Source organism: Streptomyces sp. McG3 (assembly GCF_018619185.1).
Lineage (GTDB): Bacteria > Actinomycetota > Actinomycetes > Streptomycetales > Streptomycetaceae > Streptomyces.
Map to the genome: position 1 here is coordinate 1 of NZ_JAAXYC010000204.1, position 14,286 is coordinate 14,286.

Sequence of the window (14,286 nt, forward strand, 5' to 3'; positions counted from 1 at the left end):
GGGGCACTCGACACCCTGACCCCCGAGCAGGTCGAGCGGGTGCTGCGGCCCAAGGTCGACGCCGCCGTCAACCTCGACGAGCTCACCGCCGGAGCCGACCTGGCCGCCTTCGTCCTCTACTCCTCCGTCGGCGGCATCCTCGGCGGCGCCGGCCAGGGCAACTACGCGGCGGCCAACGCCTTCCTCGACGGGCTCGCCGAACGCCGGCGTGCACGCGGCCTGGCGGGGCAGTCCCTGGCCTGGGGACTCTGGGAAGAGGCCAGCGGCATGACCGGCCACCTCGGCAGCGGCGACCGCGCCCGCACCGACCGGTCCGGCGTCCGGGCCCTCACCTCGGAGGAGGGCCTCGCCCTCTTCGACGCGGCACTCGCCACCGACGAGGCCCTCCTCGTACCGGTGGGCCTGGACCTCGCCACCCTGCGGACGCGCGCCACGGCCGAGGAGGTGCCCGGCCTGTTCCGCGGGCTCGTCCGGACGTCGGGCCGCCGCACCGCCGGTGTCGTGAACGCGTCGGGCGCCGAAGCGCTGCGCCGCCGGATCGAGGCCGCCTCCGGGGCCGAACAGCACCGGATCGTCCTCGACCTGGTGCGGCAGCAGGCGGCCGCGGTCCTCGGGCTCGGCGAGACCGGCCGTGTCGAGTCCGAACGCCCCTTCCGGGAGGCGGGCTTCGACTCGCTGACCGGCGTCGAACTGCGCAACCGGCTGGGCGCGGCCACGGGAGTGCGCCTCTCCCCGACCTCCGTGTTCGACCACCCCACCCCGGCGGCGCTCACCGAGCACCTGCTGGAACAGCTCGCCCCCGGCACCGGGGACGCGTCCCCGGGCGGCGACCGCGCGGAGGCCGAGTTTCGCCGCGCGCTGGCGGACGTACCGCTCTCCGCGCTGCGCGACGCGGGCGTCCTGAGCCTCCTGCGCCGCCTGACCGGGTTCGAGGACGAGACGGAAGCCCCGGAGACGGCAGAACACGATGCCGCCTCCATCGCGGACATGGACGTCGACGCGCTCGTCGACATGGCGCTGCACAAGAACGAAGCATGATGCGACACCGAGACGGAGCTGGCATGACCACATCGACCGACAAACTCGTCGCAGCACTTCGGGCGTCGCTGACCGAGGCGGAAGAACTGCGCCGCCGCAACAAGGAGCTGACGGCCGCCCAGAGTGAGCCCGTCGCCATCGTGGGCATGGCCTGCCGCTACCCGGGAGGCGTACGGAGCCCCGAGGACCTGTGGCACCTCGTCGCCGACGAGGCCGACGCGATGTCGGCCTTCCCGGCCGACCGCGGCTGGGACCTCGACGCCCTCTTCGACCCGGACTCCTCCCGGGGCGGCACCAGTTATGTCCGCGAGGGCGGATTCGTCCACAGCGCAGGGGAGTTCGACGCCGAGTTCTTCCACATCTCTCCACGCGAGGCCCTCGCGATGGACCCCCAGCAGCGGCTGCTGCTGGAGACCGCCTGGGAGGCCGTGGAGCGCGCCGGCATCGACGCCGACACGCTCAAGGGCAGCCGCACCGGCGTCTTCATCGGCTCGGGAACCCCCGGCTACGGTGCGGGTCTCAAGGACGCCCCGGAGGAGATCCAGGGCTACACCCTGACCGGCCTCGCCACCAGCGTGGTCTCCGGCCGGGTGGCCTACGCCTTCGGCCTCGAAGGTCCGGCCGTGACCGTCGACACCGCGTGCTCGTCGTCGCTGGTCGCCCTGCACCTCGCCGTGCAGGCCCTGCGGCAGGGCGAGTGCACCATGGCCCTCGCCGGCGGCGTCACGGTGATGTCCGACCCCGGAGTCTTCGCCGAGTTCAGCCGGCAGGGGGGACTCTCGCCCGACGGGCGCTGCAAGGCGTTCGCCGATGCCGCCGACGGCACCGGCTGGGCCGAGGGCGTCGGCGTCCTCCTCGTCGAGCGTCTCTCGGACGCGGTCCGCAACGGCCACCGCGTGCTGGCGGTGGTGCGGGGTTCGGCCGTGAACCAGGACGGTGCGTCCAACGGGCTCACCGCCCCCAACGGGCCCTCGCAGCAGCGCGTCATCCGCCAGGCCCTCGACAACGCACGCCTGACCGTCGACCAGGTGGACGCCGTCGAGGCGCACGGAACGGGCACCACCCTCGGCGACCCGATCGAGGCGCAGGCCCTCCTGGCCACCTACGGTCGCCGCCGGAGCACGGAACGGCCGCTGCGCCTCGGCTCGATCAAGTCCAACATCGGCCATGCGCAGGCCGCGTCCGGTGTGGCGGGTGTGATCAAGATGGTCATGGCGCTGCGCAACGGCACCCTGCCGAAGACCCTCCACGTCGACAGGCCGTCCACGCATGTCGACTGGGAGTCCGGAGCCGTCTCCCTGCTCACCGAGGCCGAGCCGTGGCCGGAGACGGGGGAGTCCCGGCGTGCGGCCGTCTCCTCCTTCGGCGTCAGCGGCACCAACGCCCACGTGATCCTCGAACAGGCTCCGACCGTCCCGGACCCCGAACGCCCGGCGGGCTCCCCGTCCTCCGTGCTGCCGTGGATCGTCTCGGCGCCGGACGCGCAGCAGCTCGCCACCGTGGCCGACCGGCTGAGGGCCCACGTGGAACGCCGCCCGGAACTCACGACGGCCGCTACCGCTGCCACTCTCGCCTCCCACCGCACGTTCCTCGACCAGCGCGCGGTGGTGGTGGGGGCGGATCGTGCGGCTCTGCTGTCCGGTCTGGCTTCGGTCGCGGCAGGTGAGCCGCACGCGGCGGTCGTCACCGGAACGCCGAGCGGTCCGGAAAAGCCGGTGTTCGTGTTCCCGGGTCAGGGTGCGCAGTGGTCGCGGATGGGGCTGGAGCTCGCGGACTCGTTCCCGGTGTTCGACAAGTCGCTGCGCGAATGTGCCGATGCGCTTGCGCCGTTCGTGGAGTGGGATCTGCGGGCGGAGTTGGCCGGTGATCTGGCCCGGGTCGATGTGGTGCAGCCTGCTTCGTGGGCGGTGATGGTGTCGCTGGCCCGGTTGTGGGAGTCGTTCGGTGTGGTGCCGGCCGCCGTGGTCGGGCATTCGCAGGGTGAGATCGCTGCGGCGGTGATCGCGGGTGCGTTGTCGTTGGAGGATGCTGCCCGGATCGTTGCGGAGCGCAGCCGGGTGATCGGTGAGCGTCTCGCCGGCCGGGGTGGCATGGCGTCGATCGCGTTGCCCGCCGCGACGGTACGGGAACGAGTGGCGGGGTTCGGTGACCGTCTGGCGGTCGCCGCCGTCAACGGGCCCTCCTCCACGGTGGTTTCGGGTGAGCCGTCCGCGCTGGACGAGCTGCTGGCAGCCTTGGAGGGTGAGGAGGTACGTGTCCGGCGTATCGCGGTGGACTACGCCTCGCACTCCTCGCACGTGGAGTCGATCCGCGAGGAACTTCTGGACGTCCTGGCCCCGATCACGCCGCGTTCGGCGACGGTGCCGTTCTACTCCACGGTCACCGGGAGCCTGCTCGACACCCAGCAGCTGGACGCCGCCTACTGGGTGCGGAATCTTCGGCAGACGGTCGAGTTCGAGGCGACGACCAAGGCGCTGATTGCCGATGGACTGTCGGCCTTCGTCGAGTGCAGCGCCCACCCCGTCCTCGCCGTCGGGATCCAGGACTCCGGCGCCACCGGAGCCGTCGGTTCCCTGCGCCGCGACGACGGCGGAGCACACCGCTTCGTCACGTCGCTCGCCGAGGCCTCCGTCGCCGGACTGTCCATCGACTGGACGCCGCTCCTCGGCGGCGCGGAACCTGCCGAGCTGCCCACCTACCCCTTCCGGGGAACCCGCTACTGGCTGGAGGGGGGCGGCTCCGACGCTCCCGAACCCGGGCCCGCCGACGCGGCCGAGGCCGGATTCTGGGAGGCCGTCGAGCGGGAGGACGCCGCATCGCTCTCCGCCTCCCTCGACCTCGACCCCGATGGCGACGATCTGAGCACCCTCCTCCCCGCCCTCGCGTCCTGGCGACGGCGCAGCCGGGAGGAGTCCGTGATCGACTCCTGGCGCTACAAGACCGCCTGGCGGCCCGTCGCCACGTCGGAGGCCGTGCTCTCGGGTACCTGGCTGCTCGTCGTCCCCGAATCGGCCTCGGACCGCGCGGGCGTCTGGGCCGAAGCCGTCGAGACGGCCGTGCACGACGCCGGGGGCGACACGCTCCGCGTCGCCCTCCACCCGGGAGCCGCCCGCGCGGAGCACACGGCGCTGCTCACCGCGGCCCGAGCGGGTGTCGCGGACGTCGTCGGTGTGCTGTCGCTGCTGGCGCTCGCCGAGGACCCGCTGCCCGGCCTCCCCTCCACCCCGGCCGGCCTGGTCGGAACGCTCACCCTGGTGCAGGCGCTCGGGGACGCCGGGATCGACGCGCCCCTGTGGTGCGCAACCCGCGGCGCGGTCTCCACCGCCCCGTCCGACCCGCTCACCAGCCCCTCCCAGGCCCAGGTCTGGGGACTCGGCCGGGTCGTGGCCGAGGAGAACCCGCACCGCTGGGGCGGACTCGTCGACCTGCCCGAGCACCCGGACGCGCGGGCGCTGGCCCGGCTCGCCGCCGTGCTCGGTGGGACGGACGACGAGGACCAGGTCGCGGTCCGCCGGTCGGGGGTTCTCGCCCACCGCCTGGTCCGGGCGCCCTGGGGCGACGGCCGCGAGCCGCGCACCTGGCGGCCCGAGGGCACCGTGCTCGTCACCGGCGGCACCGGGGCGCTCGGCGGGCACGTCGCCCGCCACTTCGCCGCCCAGGGCGCGCCGCATCTGCTGCTGCTCAGCGGGCGGGGACCGGACGCACCCGGCGCCGCCGAACTGGAACGCGAACTCACCGGCCTGGGCGCCAGGGTCACCCTCGTCGCCTGCGACGTCGCCGACCGCGACGCCCTCGCCCGCGTGCTCGACAGCGTGCCCGAGGACCTGCCCCTGCGGGCGGTCGTGCACACCGCCGCCGTGCTGGACGACGCGATCGTCGACGCCCTGACACCCGCCCAGCTCGACCGCGTCCTGCACGTCAAGGCGCGCGGCGCGCACCACCTCGACGAGCTGACCCGTGACGCCGAGCTGACGGCGTTCGTCCTCTTCTCGTCCTTCGCCGGCACCTTCGGTGTCGCCGGGCAGGGCAACTACGCCCCCGGCAACGCCTATCTGGACGCGCTGGCCCGCGCCCGGCGCTCGCAGGGGCTGCCCGCCACCTCCGTCGCATGGGGGCACTGGTCCGGCGGAGGCATCGCCTCCGGCACCGCCGAGGCGCAGCTCCGCCGGCGCGGCGGCTCGGAGATCGAGCCGCACACCGCGCTGCGCGCCCTCCAGCACGCCCTCGACCACGACGAGACCGTGGTGGCGCTCGCGCTGATCGAATGGGACCGCATCGCCGCCGGTGCGGCCCACGGTGCGGAGAGCCGGACCCGCCCGTTCCTGCGGGAACTGGAGGACGTACGGCGTCTGCTGCGGTCCGCGCGGCACGAGCCCGTCGCCGGCGACACCGGGGGCGGCCTCCCCGCGGCCCGCGACCTGGCCGCGCTGCCGCGGGCGGAACGCGAACGGGCGCTGGTCGACCTGGTGCGTACGCACGCCGCCGCCGTCCTCGGTCACGCGTCGCCCGACGCCCTCGACGCCGAACGGCCCTTCCGCGAGCTGGGGTTCGACTCGCTCACCTCCGTCGAGCTGCGCAACCGGCTCGGTACGGCGACGGGCGTCACCCTCCCCGCCACGGTGGTCTTCGACCACCCCACGCCCCGCGACCTGGCAGCGCACCTGCGCGGCACGCTCCTCGGCGACGAGACCACCGGGACCGACGGCGGGCCCAGCCCCGCCGCGCCCGTCTCCCGTTCCGGGGCGGACGCCGACGCGAGCGACCCGGTGGTCGTCGTCGGCATGGGCTGCCGACTGCCCGGAGGCGTCGACACGCCCGAGGACCTGTGGCAGCTGGTCGTGGAGGAACGCGAAGCCGTCGCCGGGATTCCCGACGACCGGGGCTGGGACGTCGAGGCCCTGGTCACGGCCGGGATCGACGTACCCGGCATGGAGTACGTGCGGCAGGGCGGCTTCCTGCGGGACGCCTCCCGGTTCGACGCGTCGTTCTTCGGCATCGGCGACGACGAGGCCCTCGCCATGGACCCGCAGCACCGGCTGCTGCTGGAGCTGGCCTGGGAGACCCTGGAGCGGTCCGGCACCGCGCCGGGCTCCCTGCGCGGCCAGTCCGTCGGCGTCTTCCTGGGCACCTTCTCGCAGGGCTACTGGACGGGCATGCAGGAGGTTCCCGAGGCGACCAGGCCGTATCTGAGCGGCGGCATCTCCCCGGCGCTCGCCGCCGGACGGATCGCCTACGCGCTCGGCCTCGAGGGACCGGTGCTCACCCTCGACACCGGCTGCTCCTCCTCCGCGCTCGCCCTGCACCTCGCCTGCCAGTCGGTCCGCAGCGGCGAGTGCGAACAGGCGCTCGCGGGCGGGGCGTCCGTGCTCGCCAACCCGGCCGTCTCGCCGGGCATGGGCATCGGCGCGGCGAGCGACGGACGCTGCAAGTCGTACGCCGAAGGCGCCGACGGCACCGGGTGGGGCGAAGGCGCCGGCATGCTGGTGGTCGAGCGTCTGTCGACGGCCCGCGCCCGGGGCCACCGCGTCCTGGCCGTGATCCGGGGCAGCGCCGTCAACCACAACGGCACCGGCAACGGCATGGGCGCACCCAACGGCCCCTCCCAGCAGCGGGTCATCCGGCAGGCCCTCGCCAACGCGGGCCTCGCACCCGCCGATGTGGACGTGGTCGAGGGACACGGCACCGGGACCGCCCTCGGCGACCCGATCGAGGCGCAGGCCCTGATGGCGGTCTACGGACAGGACCGCGACCCGGCACGGCCGCTCTGGCTCGGCACGGTCAAGTCCAACATCGGCCACCCGCAGGCCGCCTCCGGCGTCATCGGCGTCATCAAGACGGTGCTGTCCCTGACGCACGGCAGCCTGCCCCGGTCCCTGCACTCGGACGAGCCGAGCAGCCACGTCGACTGGGAGACCGGGGGAGTGCGGCTGGTGCAGAAGAGCACCCCGTGGCCCGAGACCGGCCGGGCCCGCCGCGCCGGGGTGTCGTCCTTCGGCGCCAGCGGCACCAAGGTCCACGTCCTGCTCGAACAGCCCGCCGCCGACGACGCCGAACCCTCCGCTCGGGGCAGCCGCACAGGCGGCCTGCCCGTGGCGCCCGTGGTGCTTTCGGCGCGTGGCGCGGAGGCGCTGCGCGAGCAGGCCGCCCGGCTGCGCGCACACCTCACCGCGCGGCCCGGCACCGACGTCGCCGACGTGGCGTGGACCCAGGCGGTGGGCCGCTCGGCCTTCACCGACCGGGCCGTCGTCCTCGCAGCCGACCGGGAAACGCTCCTCGACGGACTGGCCGCCGTGGAACGGGGACAGGAGGGCGACTCCGTGATCCTCGGGACGCCGGCCACCGGCGACCGGCCGGTCGCCGTCACCTTCGGCGGTGCACCCGTACCCCCGGGGGCGGCACGCCGGCTCCATGCCGCCCTGCCGGAGTTCGCCGACGCGCTCGACGCGCTCTGCGCCCGGCTCGAACCGCTGCTGGAGCAGTCACCGCTCGACCTGCTGCTGGCCGAGACCCCCGGCGCGGCCGACGGGCCCGAGCCCGGTGCCGACGCGTCCGGTACGGCCGGCCCGGGTGCGGCCGGGACCGCACCGGAGACCGCGCACGCCGCGTCCTACGCGTTCGGGCTCGCCCTGTTCCGGCAGCTGTCCTCCTGGGGCGTACGGCCGGTGGCCACCACCGGGCAGGGCCCGGGGGCGGTGGCCGCAGCCGTCGCGGCCGGGGCACTGGACGAGGCCGAGGCGGCACGGCTCGTGCTCGCCCTCGGCACGGGCGAGCACCTGGAGGCCGCCGTCGCCGCACTGACCCCGCCGCCGCCCGGAACGGCACTGCCGCCGGTCGACGCCGAGGGCGTGGAGCCGGGGTCGGCCGCCTACTGGGCTGCCGCCTGGGACGGCGGCAGCGGTGCGGCACCCGCCGGGGCCGTCGTCCTCGACCTCGGCGGCGCCCCGTCGTCGGAGCCGGTGACGGACCGCGTCCCGCTGCCCGTCACCGGCGACGGCACGGCAGCCGCCGTGCCGGCCGCACTCGCCCGGCTGCACACGCTCGGTGCCGCAGTCGCCTGGGACCGGGTCTGCGGCGAGGCCGCACACCGTCTGGCCGACCTGCCGACCTACCCGTTCCAGCGCTCCGGCTACTGGCTGCGCACCCCGGTGCACCTCTTCACGGCCGGAGCCTCCGCCGGGACCGAGGCCGGCTGACCCTCACGGTCCCCCGCCGGCGCCCGCCGGTGCCCGCCGGTGCCGACACCGACGGGCACCGGCGGGGGCCCGCACGACGCACTTCTCGACGCGCACTTCTCGACACGCAATTCGCAGGACGCACGACGCGCTCGACAACCAGGAGGCACCACCGACCATGCCGTCCACCGACACGCACACGGACCTGTGGATCCGCAGGTTCGCCCCCGCCTCGGCCACCCCGCCCGGAGTCCGTCTGGTCTGCTTTCCGCACGCGGGTGGGTCGGCCTCGTTCTACCACCCATTGCACCGGGCGCTCGGGTCCACGGCCGAGGTCCTCGGCGTGCAGTACCCGGGCCGCCAGGAACGCCGGGCCGAGGCCCCGCCGGCCGATCTCGCCGTCCTCGTGGACGGCGTCCGCAAGGAACTGGAGGAATGGACCGACCTGCCCTACGTCTTCTTCGGGCACAGCATGGGCGCGGTCATCGCCTACGAAGTGGCCCGCCGGCTGGAGCAGGAGACCGGCGCGGGGCCGCTCGGGCTGATCGCGTCGGGGCGCCGCGCCCCCGGCGTACTCGTCGAGGAGACCGTCCATCTGCGGGAGGACTCCGGCCTGGTCGCGGAGGTGCGGGCGCTGAGCGGCACCGCCGCGAGCCTGCTGGACGACGCGGAGGTCCGCGAGATGATCCTGCCGTCCCTGCGCGCCGACTACACGGCGGTCGAGACGTATCGCCATGTCCCCGGGCGCGAACTGGGCTGTCCCGTCGCCGTGATGGTCGGCGACGCCGACCCGCGGGTCGACGCGGACCACGCCCGCGCCTGGTCACAGCACACCACCGGTGCCTTCACGCTGCGCACCTTCCCCGGCGGCCACTTCTACCTCGGGGACCAGTGGCCCGCCGTCGGCGCGGCGGTACGCACCTGTCTGACGGCGTTCGGCGCGGAACCGCGCTGACGCGCCGCGCGGCCGGCGCCCGCCGGACGCGCGCCCCATCCCACCCCCCACATCCCCACCATCCGAGACGGAGAGTGATGCCGTATGAGTTCAGCCCAGCCCGAGGTTCTGCCCGCGCACGCGCCCAACATCGTCCTGCGCGGCGGTCCGGCCTGGCTGCCGGACGAGCAGCGCACCCGCTACGAGACCGACGTCGAGGGAAACCTGAAGGTGCTCTTCGGTAACGCCTACGAGCACTTCCTCCCGACGGCCGAGACCGTGGAGCAGGAGGGGGTGCGGCTGAGGGTGTTCGAGTGGTCGCGTCGCACCTACGTCGCCGAGTGAACCGGCACGGAGCGAACCGGGACCGGGTCGACCGGCACGGAGCGAACCGGGACCGGGTGAATCCGCGCCGCGTGAACCTGCGCCGCGTGAATCCGTCCCGCGTGAACCTGCGTCCTCTGTGACGTCAGGAGGGGCCGGGCCCGTCCGGGCCCGGCCCCTCCCTGCGTGTCGCCGCGGTCGCGGCGGGCCGTCAGCTCTCGCCCGCCGTCGCCGGTTCCGGCGTCTCCGCCTTCTCCACGCCCTCCGGCTTCTGCGCCTTCCCGGTCCGGCTCATCCCCGGCCGCCACCACGCCCGGTCGCCCATCAGGCTCATCACGGCCGGTACCAGCACCATCCGGATCACGGTCGCATCCATGATCACGGCTGTCGCCAGTCCGATGCCGATCATCTGGATCAGCGTCTCCGGTACCGAGACGAAGCTGAGGAAGACCACCGCCATGATGATGGCCGCCGTGGTGATCACCCGGGCTGTCGAACCGATGCCCTTCACCACGGCCCGCTGCGCGTTCCCGTCACGGTCGTACGCCTCCCGGACGGCGGACAGCAGGAACACCTCGTAGTCCATGGAGAGTCCGAACAGCACCGCGAACAGCAGCATCGGCACGGCCGACATGATGGGCACCGTCTTGTCCAGGCCCAACAGGTCCAGGCCCCAGCCCCACTGGAACATCGCGATGATGACCCCGAACGAGACGCCGATCGACAGCAGCGTCATCACCGCGGCCTTGAGCGCGATCAGCGGCGCCCGGAACATGCCGTACAGCAGCAGCATTCCCGCGCCGACCACCGCGAGGATCACCCACGGCAGGCGTTCGCCCACCACGTCCGCCATGTCGATGACCACGGCGGTCGCGCCGCCGACCATCGCCGTGCCGCCGCCCGGGCCGAGCGCCTGGGGGGCGACGTCGTCGCGGATACGGTGGACCAGCTCGCTGACCTGCTCGTCCTGCGGTGCGTGACGCGGGATCACGGTCACCACGGCGGCCTTGCCGTCCTCGCTGGGCGCGGGCGGCATGACGATCTCCGCCTCCTTGTCCGACTCCAGCGCGCCCTTGAGCCGGCCCAGTCCGGCCTCGTCGGCGCCGTCGACGGTGATGACCAACGGGGCGTTCCAGCCCGGCCCGTAGTGCTCGGCCACCAGGTCGTACGCCTTGCGCTGGGTGAGTTCGGCGGGCTGGATGCCGTCGTCGGGCGTTCCGAGGCGCAGACTCAGCACGGGAATCGTCAGCAGCAGCAGGACGGCGGTGGAGCCCACCGCGTACTGCACCCGGTGCCGCTGAACATGACTGCCCCAGCGGTACGTCAGTGTGTTCTCGTCGTCGGGATCGGGCCGGGGCGTGCCGCGCTTGCGCAGCCGCGGCACGGGGAGGGCGTTCACCCGGTGGCCGATCAGACCGAGGAGGGCCGGGAGCAGCGTGACCGCGGCGACGACCATCACGCCCACCGTCAGCGCTCCCGCGATACCCATGGCGCCGACGAAGGGGATACCGGCGAACATCAGGCCGAGGATGGCGACGACGACGGTCCCGCCGGCGTACACCACGGCGTGTCCCGCTGCCGCCGTGGCGTGCCCGGCGGCCTTCACCGGTGGGTGCCCGTGGGCCAGTTCGACCCGGAAGCGGCTGAGCACGAAGAGGGCGTAGTCGATGCCGGCGCCCAGGCCGAGCATCACGGCCACGATCGGTGCCGAGGTCGGGATGTCCATCACCAGGCCGACCAGCAGTACCAGCGCGGTGCCGGCGACGATGCCGATGAGCGCCACCGCGAGCGGCAGACCGGCGGCGACGACCGAGCCGAAGGCCACGATCAGGACGATGAGCGCCGTGCCCACGCCGATGATCTCGGCGCCGCTGGTGGACGGTTCGGTGCCGAGGTCCACCACCATGCCGCGGAACTCCACGGTGAGACCGGCCTTCTGGGCCGGCTCGGCTGCCTCCCGCAGCCGCTCGTAGTGCGAGGAGTCGAGCTCGCCCAGCTCCTTGTCGTAGTCCACGTTGACCATCGCGGCTTCCCCGTCGGGACTGGGGAAGGGATCGTCCACGCCCGCCACGTCGGGCTGTTCCCGGATGTCCGCGAGCATCTGCTTGACGGCCGCGGTGTTCGCCGGGTCCTCCAGCTTGCCCCCGGACGCCTTCCAGACGACCTGGGCGTTGACCACGCCGTAGTCCGGGAAGTGCTCACGAGCCACGTCGGTGGCTTCCTGAGACTCGGCGTTCGGCACCCGGAAATCGTTGACGAAGGTGCTGCCGGCGGCCTGTCCGACGACCAGCAGGGCCGCGGCCATCAGCAGCCAGGCGGAGATCGTGCGCCACGGGCGCCGGGCGCAGAGCGCACCGAGCCGTTCCAGTAAGCGTTCCATGGATCTATCAAATCGCACTCGATGCAATTTTTCAACGCGTGCGAATATGCGGCAGCTGTAGATAAAATGTGCGCATGACAGATGTCCCCGCCACCATCGCTTCGCACACCACCGCCTCCGGCGAGCAGACTCCCGCCCCTGGACTGCGCGAACGCAAGAAACAGCGGACACGGGCCACGCTGATCGCCGCCGCGGTGGAACTCATGTACGCCAAGGGGTACGACGAGACGACGGTCGCCGAGATCGCCGCCGCGGCCGAGGTCTCCACCCGCACCTTCTTCGCGTACTTCCCCAGTAAGGAGGACATCCTCTTCGCCGAGACCGGCCTGCGGATCGATGACGCCGTACGACGCGTGACGGAGCGCCGAACCGGCGAGAGGCCCGCCGACGCCCTGCTGCGCGCCCTGCGGGACACGGTCGACACCGGGGCGGCGGGGCAGGAGCTCTCCGGGGAGCTCGCCTCCCGGCGCATCCGCCTGGTGCTCTCCACGCCCGCGCTCCAGGCCGGCGCCATGCGCCGGATCACCGGTGCCCAGCGCGCACTCACCGACGCCCTGCAGCGCGCCTTCCCGGACGAGATCACCCCGCCGGAAGCGGCCGCCGCCGTCGGAGCCCTCGTCGGAGCCCTCGTCAACACAGCGCTCACCGTGCTGCCGGACGACCCCGCCTCCGGTGAACTCCTCGACGCGATCGGCACCGCGGCCACCGTGGCCCTGCGGGGCATCGGCACCCTCGGCGCTCCTCGCCCCGGCCCCGGGCAGCCGGCCGCCTGACGCGGGCCCGGCCGCCCCGGCGACCGGCGGCTTCCCCACCCCGGGGGCGACCGCGCCGGAGATCCCCGGGAAAGTCTGGGGGTGTGGCCGGGGGAGACCACGGGGGCCGTGCCGCCGGTACCCGCACACAATGACGACCGGTGTCCGAAGGGCGCCGGACGGCGTCAGGAAGCCGCACCACCAACGGAACCACCTGGTCAGCGGGGGCTGAAGGCATGAGGAACGACGAGTCGACGGTGCACGGATCCGGCCCGCGGACCACGGCGGACCGGCCCGCACCGGGGCCCGGGGCGCCGACGGCCGAGGAATCGGCCCCCGAGGCGTCGATACCCGAGGTCCCGGCTCCCGGGACGTCGGCGCCCGAAGAGCCGGCTCCCGGGACGTCGACGGCCGCGACCCCGCCCGTCCCGCACGAGCGCGACGCACCCGTCGCCGTGATCGGCGTGGCCTGCCGCCTCCCCGGTGCCGACGGCCCCGAAGCGTTCTGGGAACTGCTCCGCTCGGGCCACGACTCCGTACGCGAACTCCCCGCCGGACGCCGATCCGATGGCGCCCCCGCGGTCGCCGGCTACCTCGACCGCATCGACACCTTCGACCCGGAGTTCTTCGGCATCTCTCCCCGTGAGGCCGCTGCCACCGACCCCCAGCAGCGACTTCTCCTCGAACTCGGCTGGGAGGCCCTGGAGAACGCGGGCACCCTCCCCGCCGCCCTGCGCGGCAGCCGGACGGCCGTGCTGGCCGCCGCGATCTGGGACGACTACGCCGAACTCACCCACGGCGGAGGCCCCGACGCCCTCACTCACCACTCGTTCACCGGCACCCGGCGGGCGATGCTGGCCAACCGCCTCTCCCACACCCTCGGACTGACCGGCCCCAGCCTCACCGTCGACACCGGACAGTCGTCCTCGCTCGTCGCCGTGCACCTCGCCTGCGAACTGCTCAGGACGAACCAGGCCACCACCGCGCTCGTGGGCGGCGTCAACCTGATCGCCGGACCCGGCTCCACCGCCGCGTCGCAGCGTATGGGCGCGCTCTCTCCCACCGGCCGCTGCCACACCTTCGACGAGCGCGCCGACGGCTACGTCCGCGGAGAGGGCGGCGCCGTCCTCGTTCTCAAGCCGCTCGACCTGGCCCACGCCGACGGGGACCGCGTCCTCGGCGTGATCCGCGGCAGCGCCGTCAACAACGACGGCGGCGGCGACGCGCTCGGCGTGCCTCGCCGCGAGACCCAGGAGGACGTTCTCCGGCTCGCCCACCGGCGGGCCGGCACCGACCCCGCCGACCTGCACTACGTCGAACTCCACGGAACCGGTACGCCGGTGGGCGACCCGGTCGAGGCCGCGGCGCTCGGCGCCGCACTCGGTACCCGGCGGCCGGACGGAGACCCGCTCACCGTCGGCAGCGTCAAGACCAACATCGGCCACCTGGAGGGCGCGGCCGGCATCGTCGGCCTGCTCAAGGTCCTGCTGAGCGCGGGCCACCGCGAGATTCCCCCCACGCTGCACCACGTCACCCCCAACCCCCGCATCGCCCTCGACGCGCTCAACCTGCGCGTCCAGACAGGCCTGACGCCCTGGCCCGACAGCGGAAGCACCCCGCTGGCCGGGGTTTCCTCCTTCGGCCTCGGCGGCACCAACTGCCACGTGGTCGTGGAGGGGCCCATCC

General features: G+C 73.8%; 5 protein-coding genes and 2 pseudogenes. 6 read left to right on the forward strand and 1 reads right to left on the reverse strand.

Annotation, left to right across the window (positions count from 1 at the left end; genetic code table 11):
- Positions 1-39: 39 nt before the first annotated feature.
- From HET64_RS40135 to HET64_RS26780, 4 genes and pseudogenes are all read left to right on the forward strand, one after another.
- Positions 40-198: pseudogene (locus tag HET64_RS40135) on the forward strand (KR domain-containing protein); the annotation flags it as partial.
- Positions 199-267: 69 nt separating this feature from the next.
- Positions 268-8,231: pseudogene (locus tag HET64_RS26770) on the forward strand (type I polyketide synthase); the annotation flags it as partial.
- A gap of 157 nt (positions 8,232-8,388) precedes the next feature.
- Positions 8,389-9,165 (forward strand): thioesterase II family protein, encoded by a 777-nt coding sequence (locus HET64_RS26775; protein ID WP_285801908.1) that lies wholly within the window; start codon positions 8,389-8,391, stop codon positions 9,163-9,165.
- Between the two features lie 84 nt (positions 9,166-9,249).
- Complete coding sequence (locus HET64_RS26780; RefSeq protein ID WP_215109728.1) at positions 9,250-9,489, forward strand: DUF5988 family protein; 240 nt, start codon at positions 9,250-9,252, stop codon at positions 9,487-9,489.
- Positions 9,490-9,679: 190 nt separating this feature from the next.
- Here the strand turns inward: HET64_RS26780 and HET64_RS26785 are convergent, their stop codons facing one another.
- Entirely contained in the window at positions 9,680-11,848 is a 2,169-nt protein-coding gene (locus HET64_RS26785; RefSeq protein ID WP_215109729.1) for an MMPL family transporter, read from the reverse strand.
- A gap of 74 nt (positions 11,849-11,922) precedes the next feature.
- Between HET64_RS26785 and HET64_RS26790 the strand changes: the two genes are divergently transcribed.
- Both HET64_RS26790 and HET64_RS26795 read left to right on the forward strand, forming a co-directional pair.
- Positions 11,923-12,621, forward strand: coding sequence for a TetR family transcriptional regulator (locus tag HET64_RS26790; RefSeq protein WP_215109730.1), 699 nt, complete (start codon positions 11,923-11,925; stop codon positions 12,619-12,621).
- Positions 12,622-12,836: 215 nt separating this feature from the next.
- Positions 12,837-14,286 (forward strand): polyketide synthase (locus HET64_RS26795; RefSeq protein ID WP_285801909.1); only part of this gene is annotated, 1,450 nt, incomplete at its 3' end.

What these genes read in the sequence shown, in the direction of transcription:
- HET64_RS26775 (WP_285801908.1), top strand. Translation starts at nt 8,389, where the DNA reads ATGCCGTCCACCGACACGCACACGGACCTGTGGATCCGCAGGTTCGCC.
- HET64_RS26780 (WP_215109728.1), top strand. Translation starts at nt 9,250, where the DNA reads ATGAGTTCAGCCCAGCCCGAGGTTCTGCCCGCGCACGCGCCCAACATC.
- HET64_RS26790 (WP_215109730.1), top strand. Translation starts at nt 11,923, where the DNA reads ATGACAGATGTCCCCGCCACCATCGCTTCGCACACCACCGCCTCCGGC.
- HET64_RS26785 (WP_215109729.1), bottom strand. Translation starts at nt 11,848, where the DNA reads ATGGAACGCTTACTGGAACGGCTCGGTGCGCTCTGCGCCCGGCGCCCG.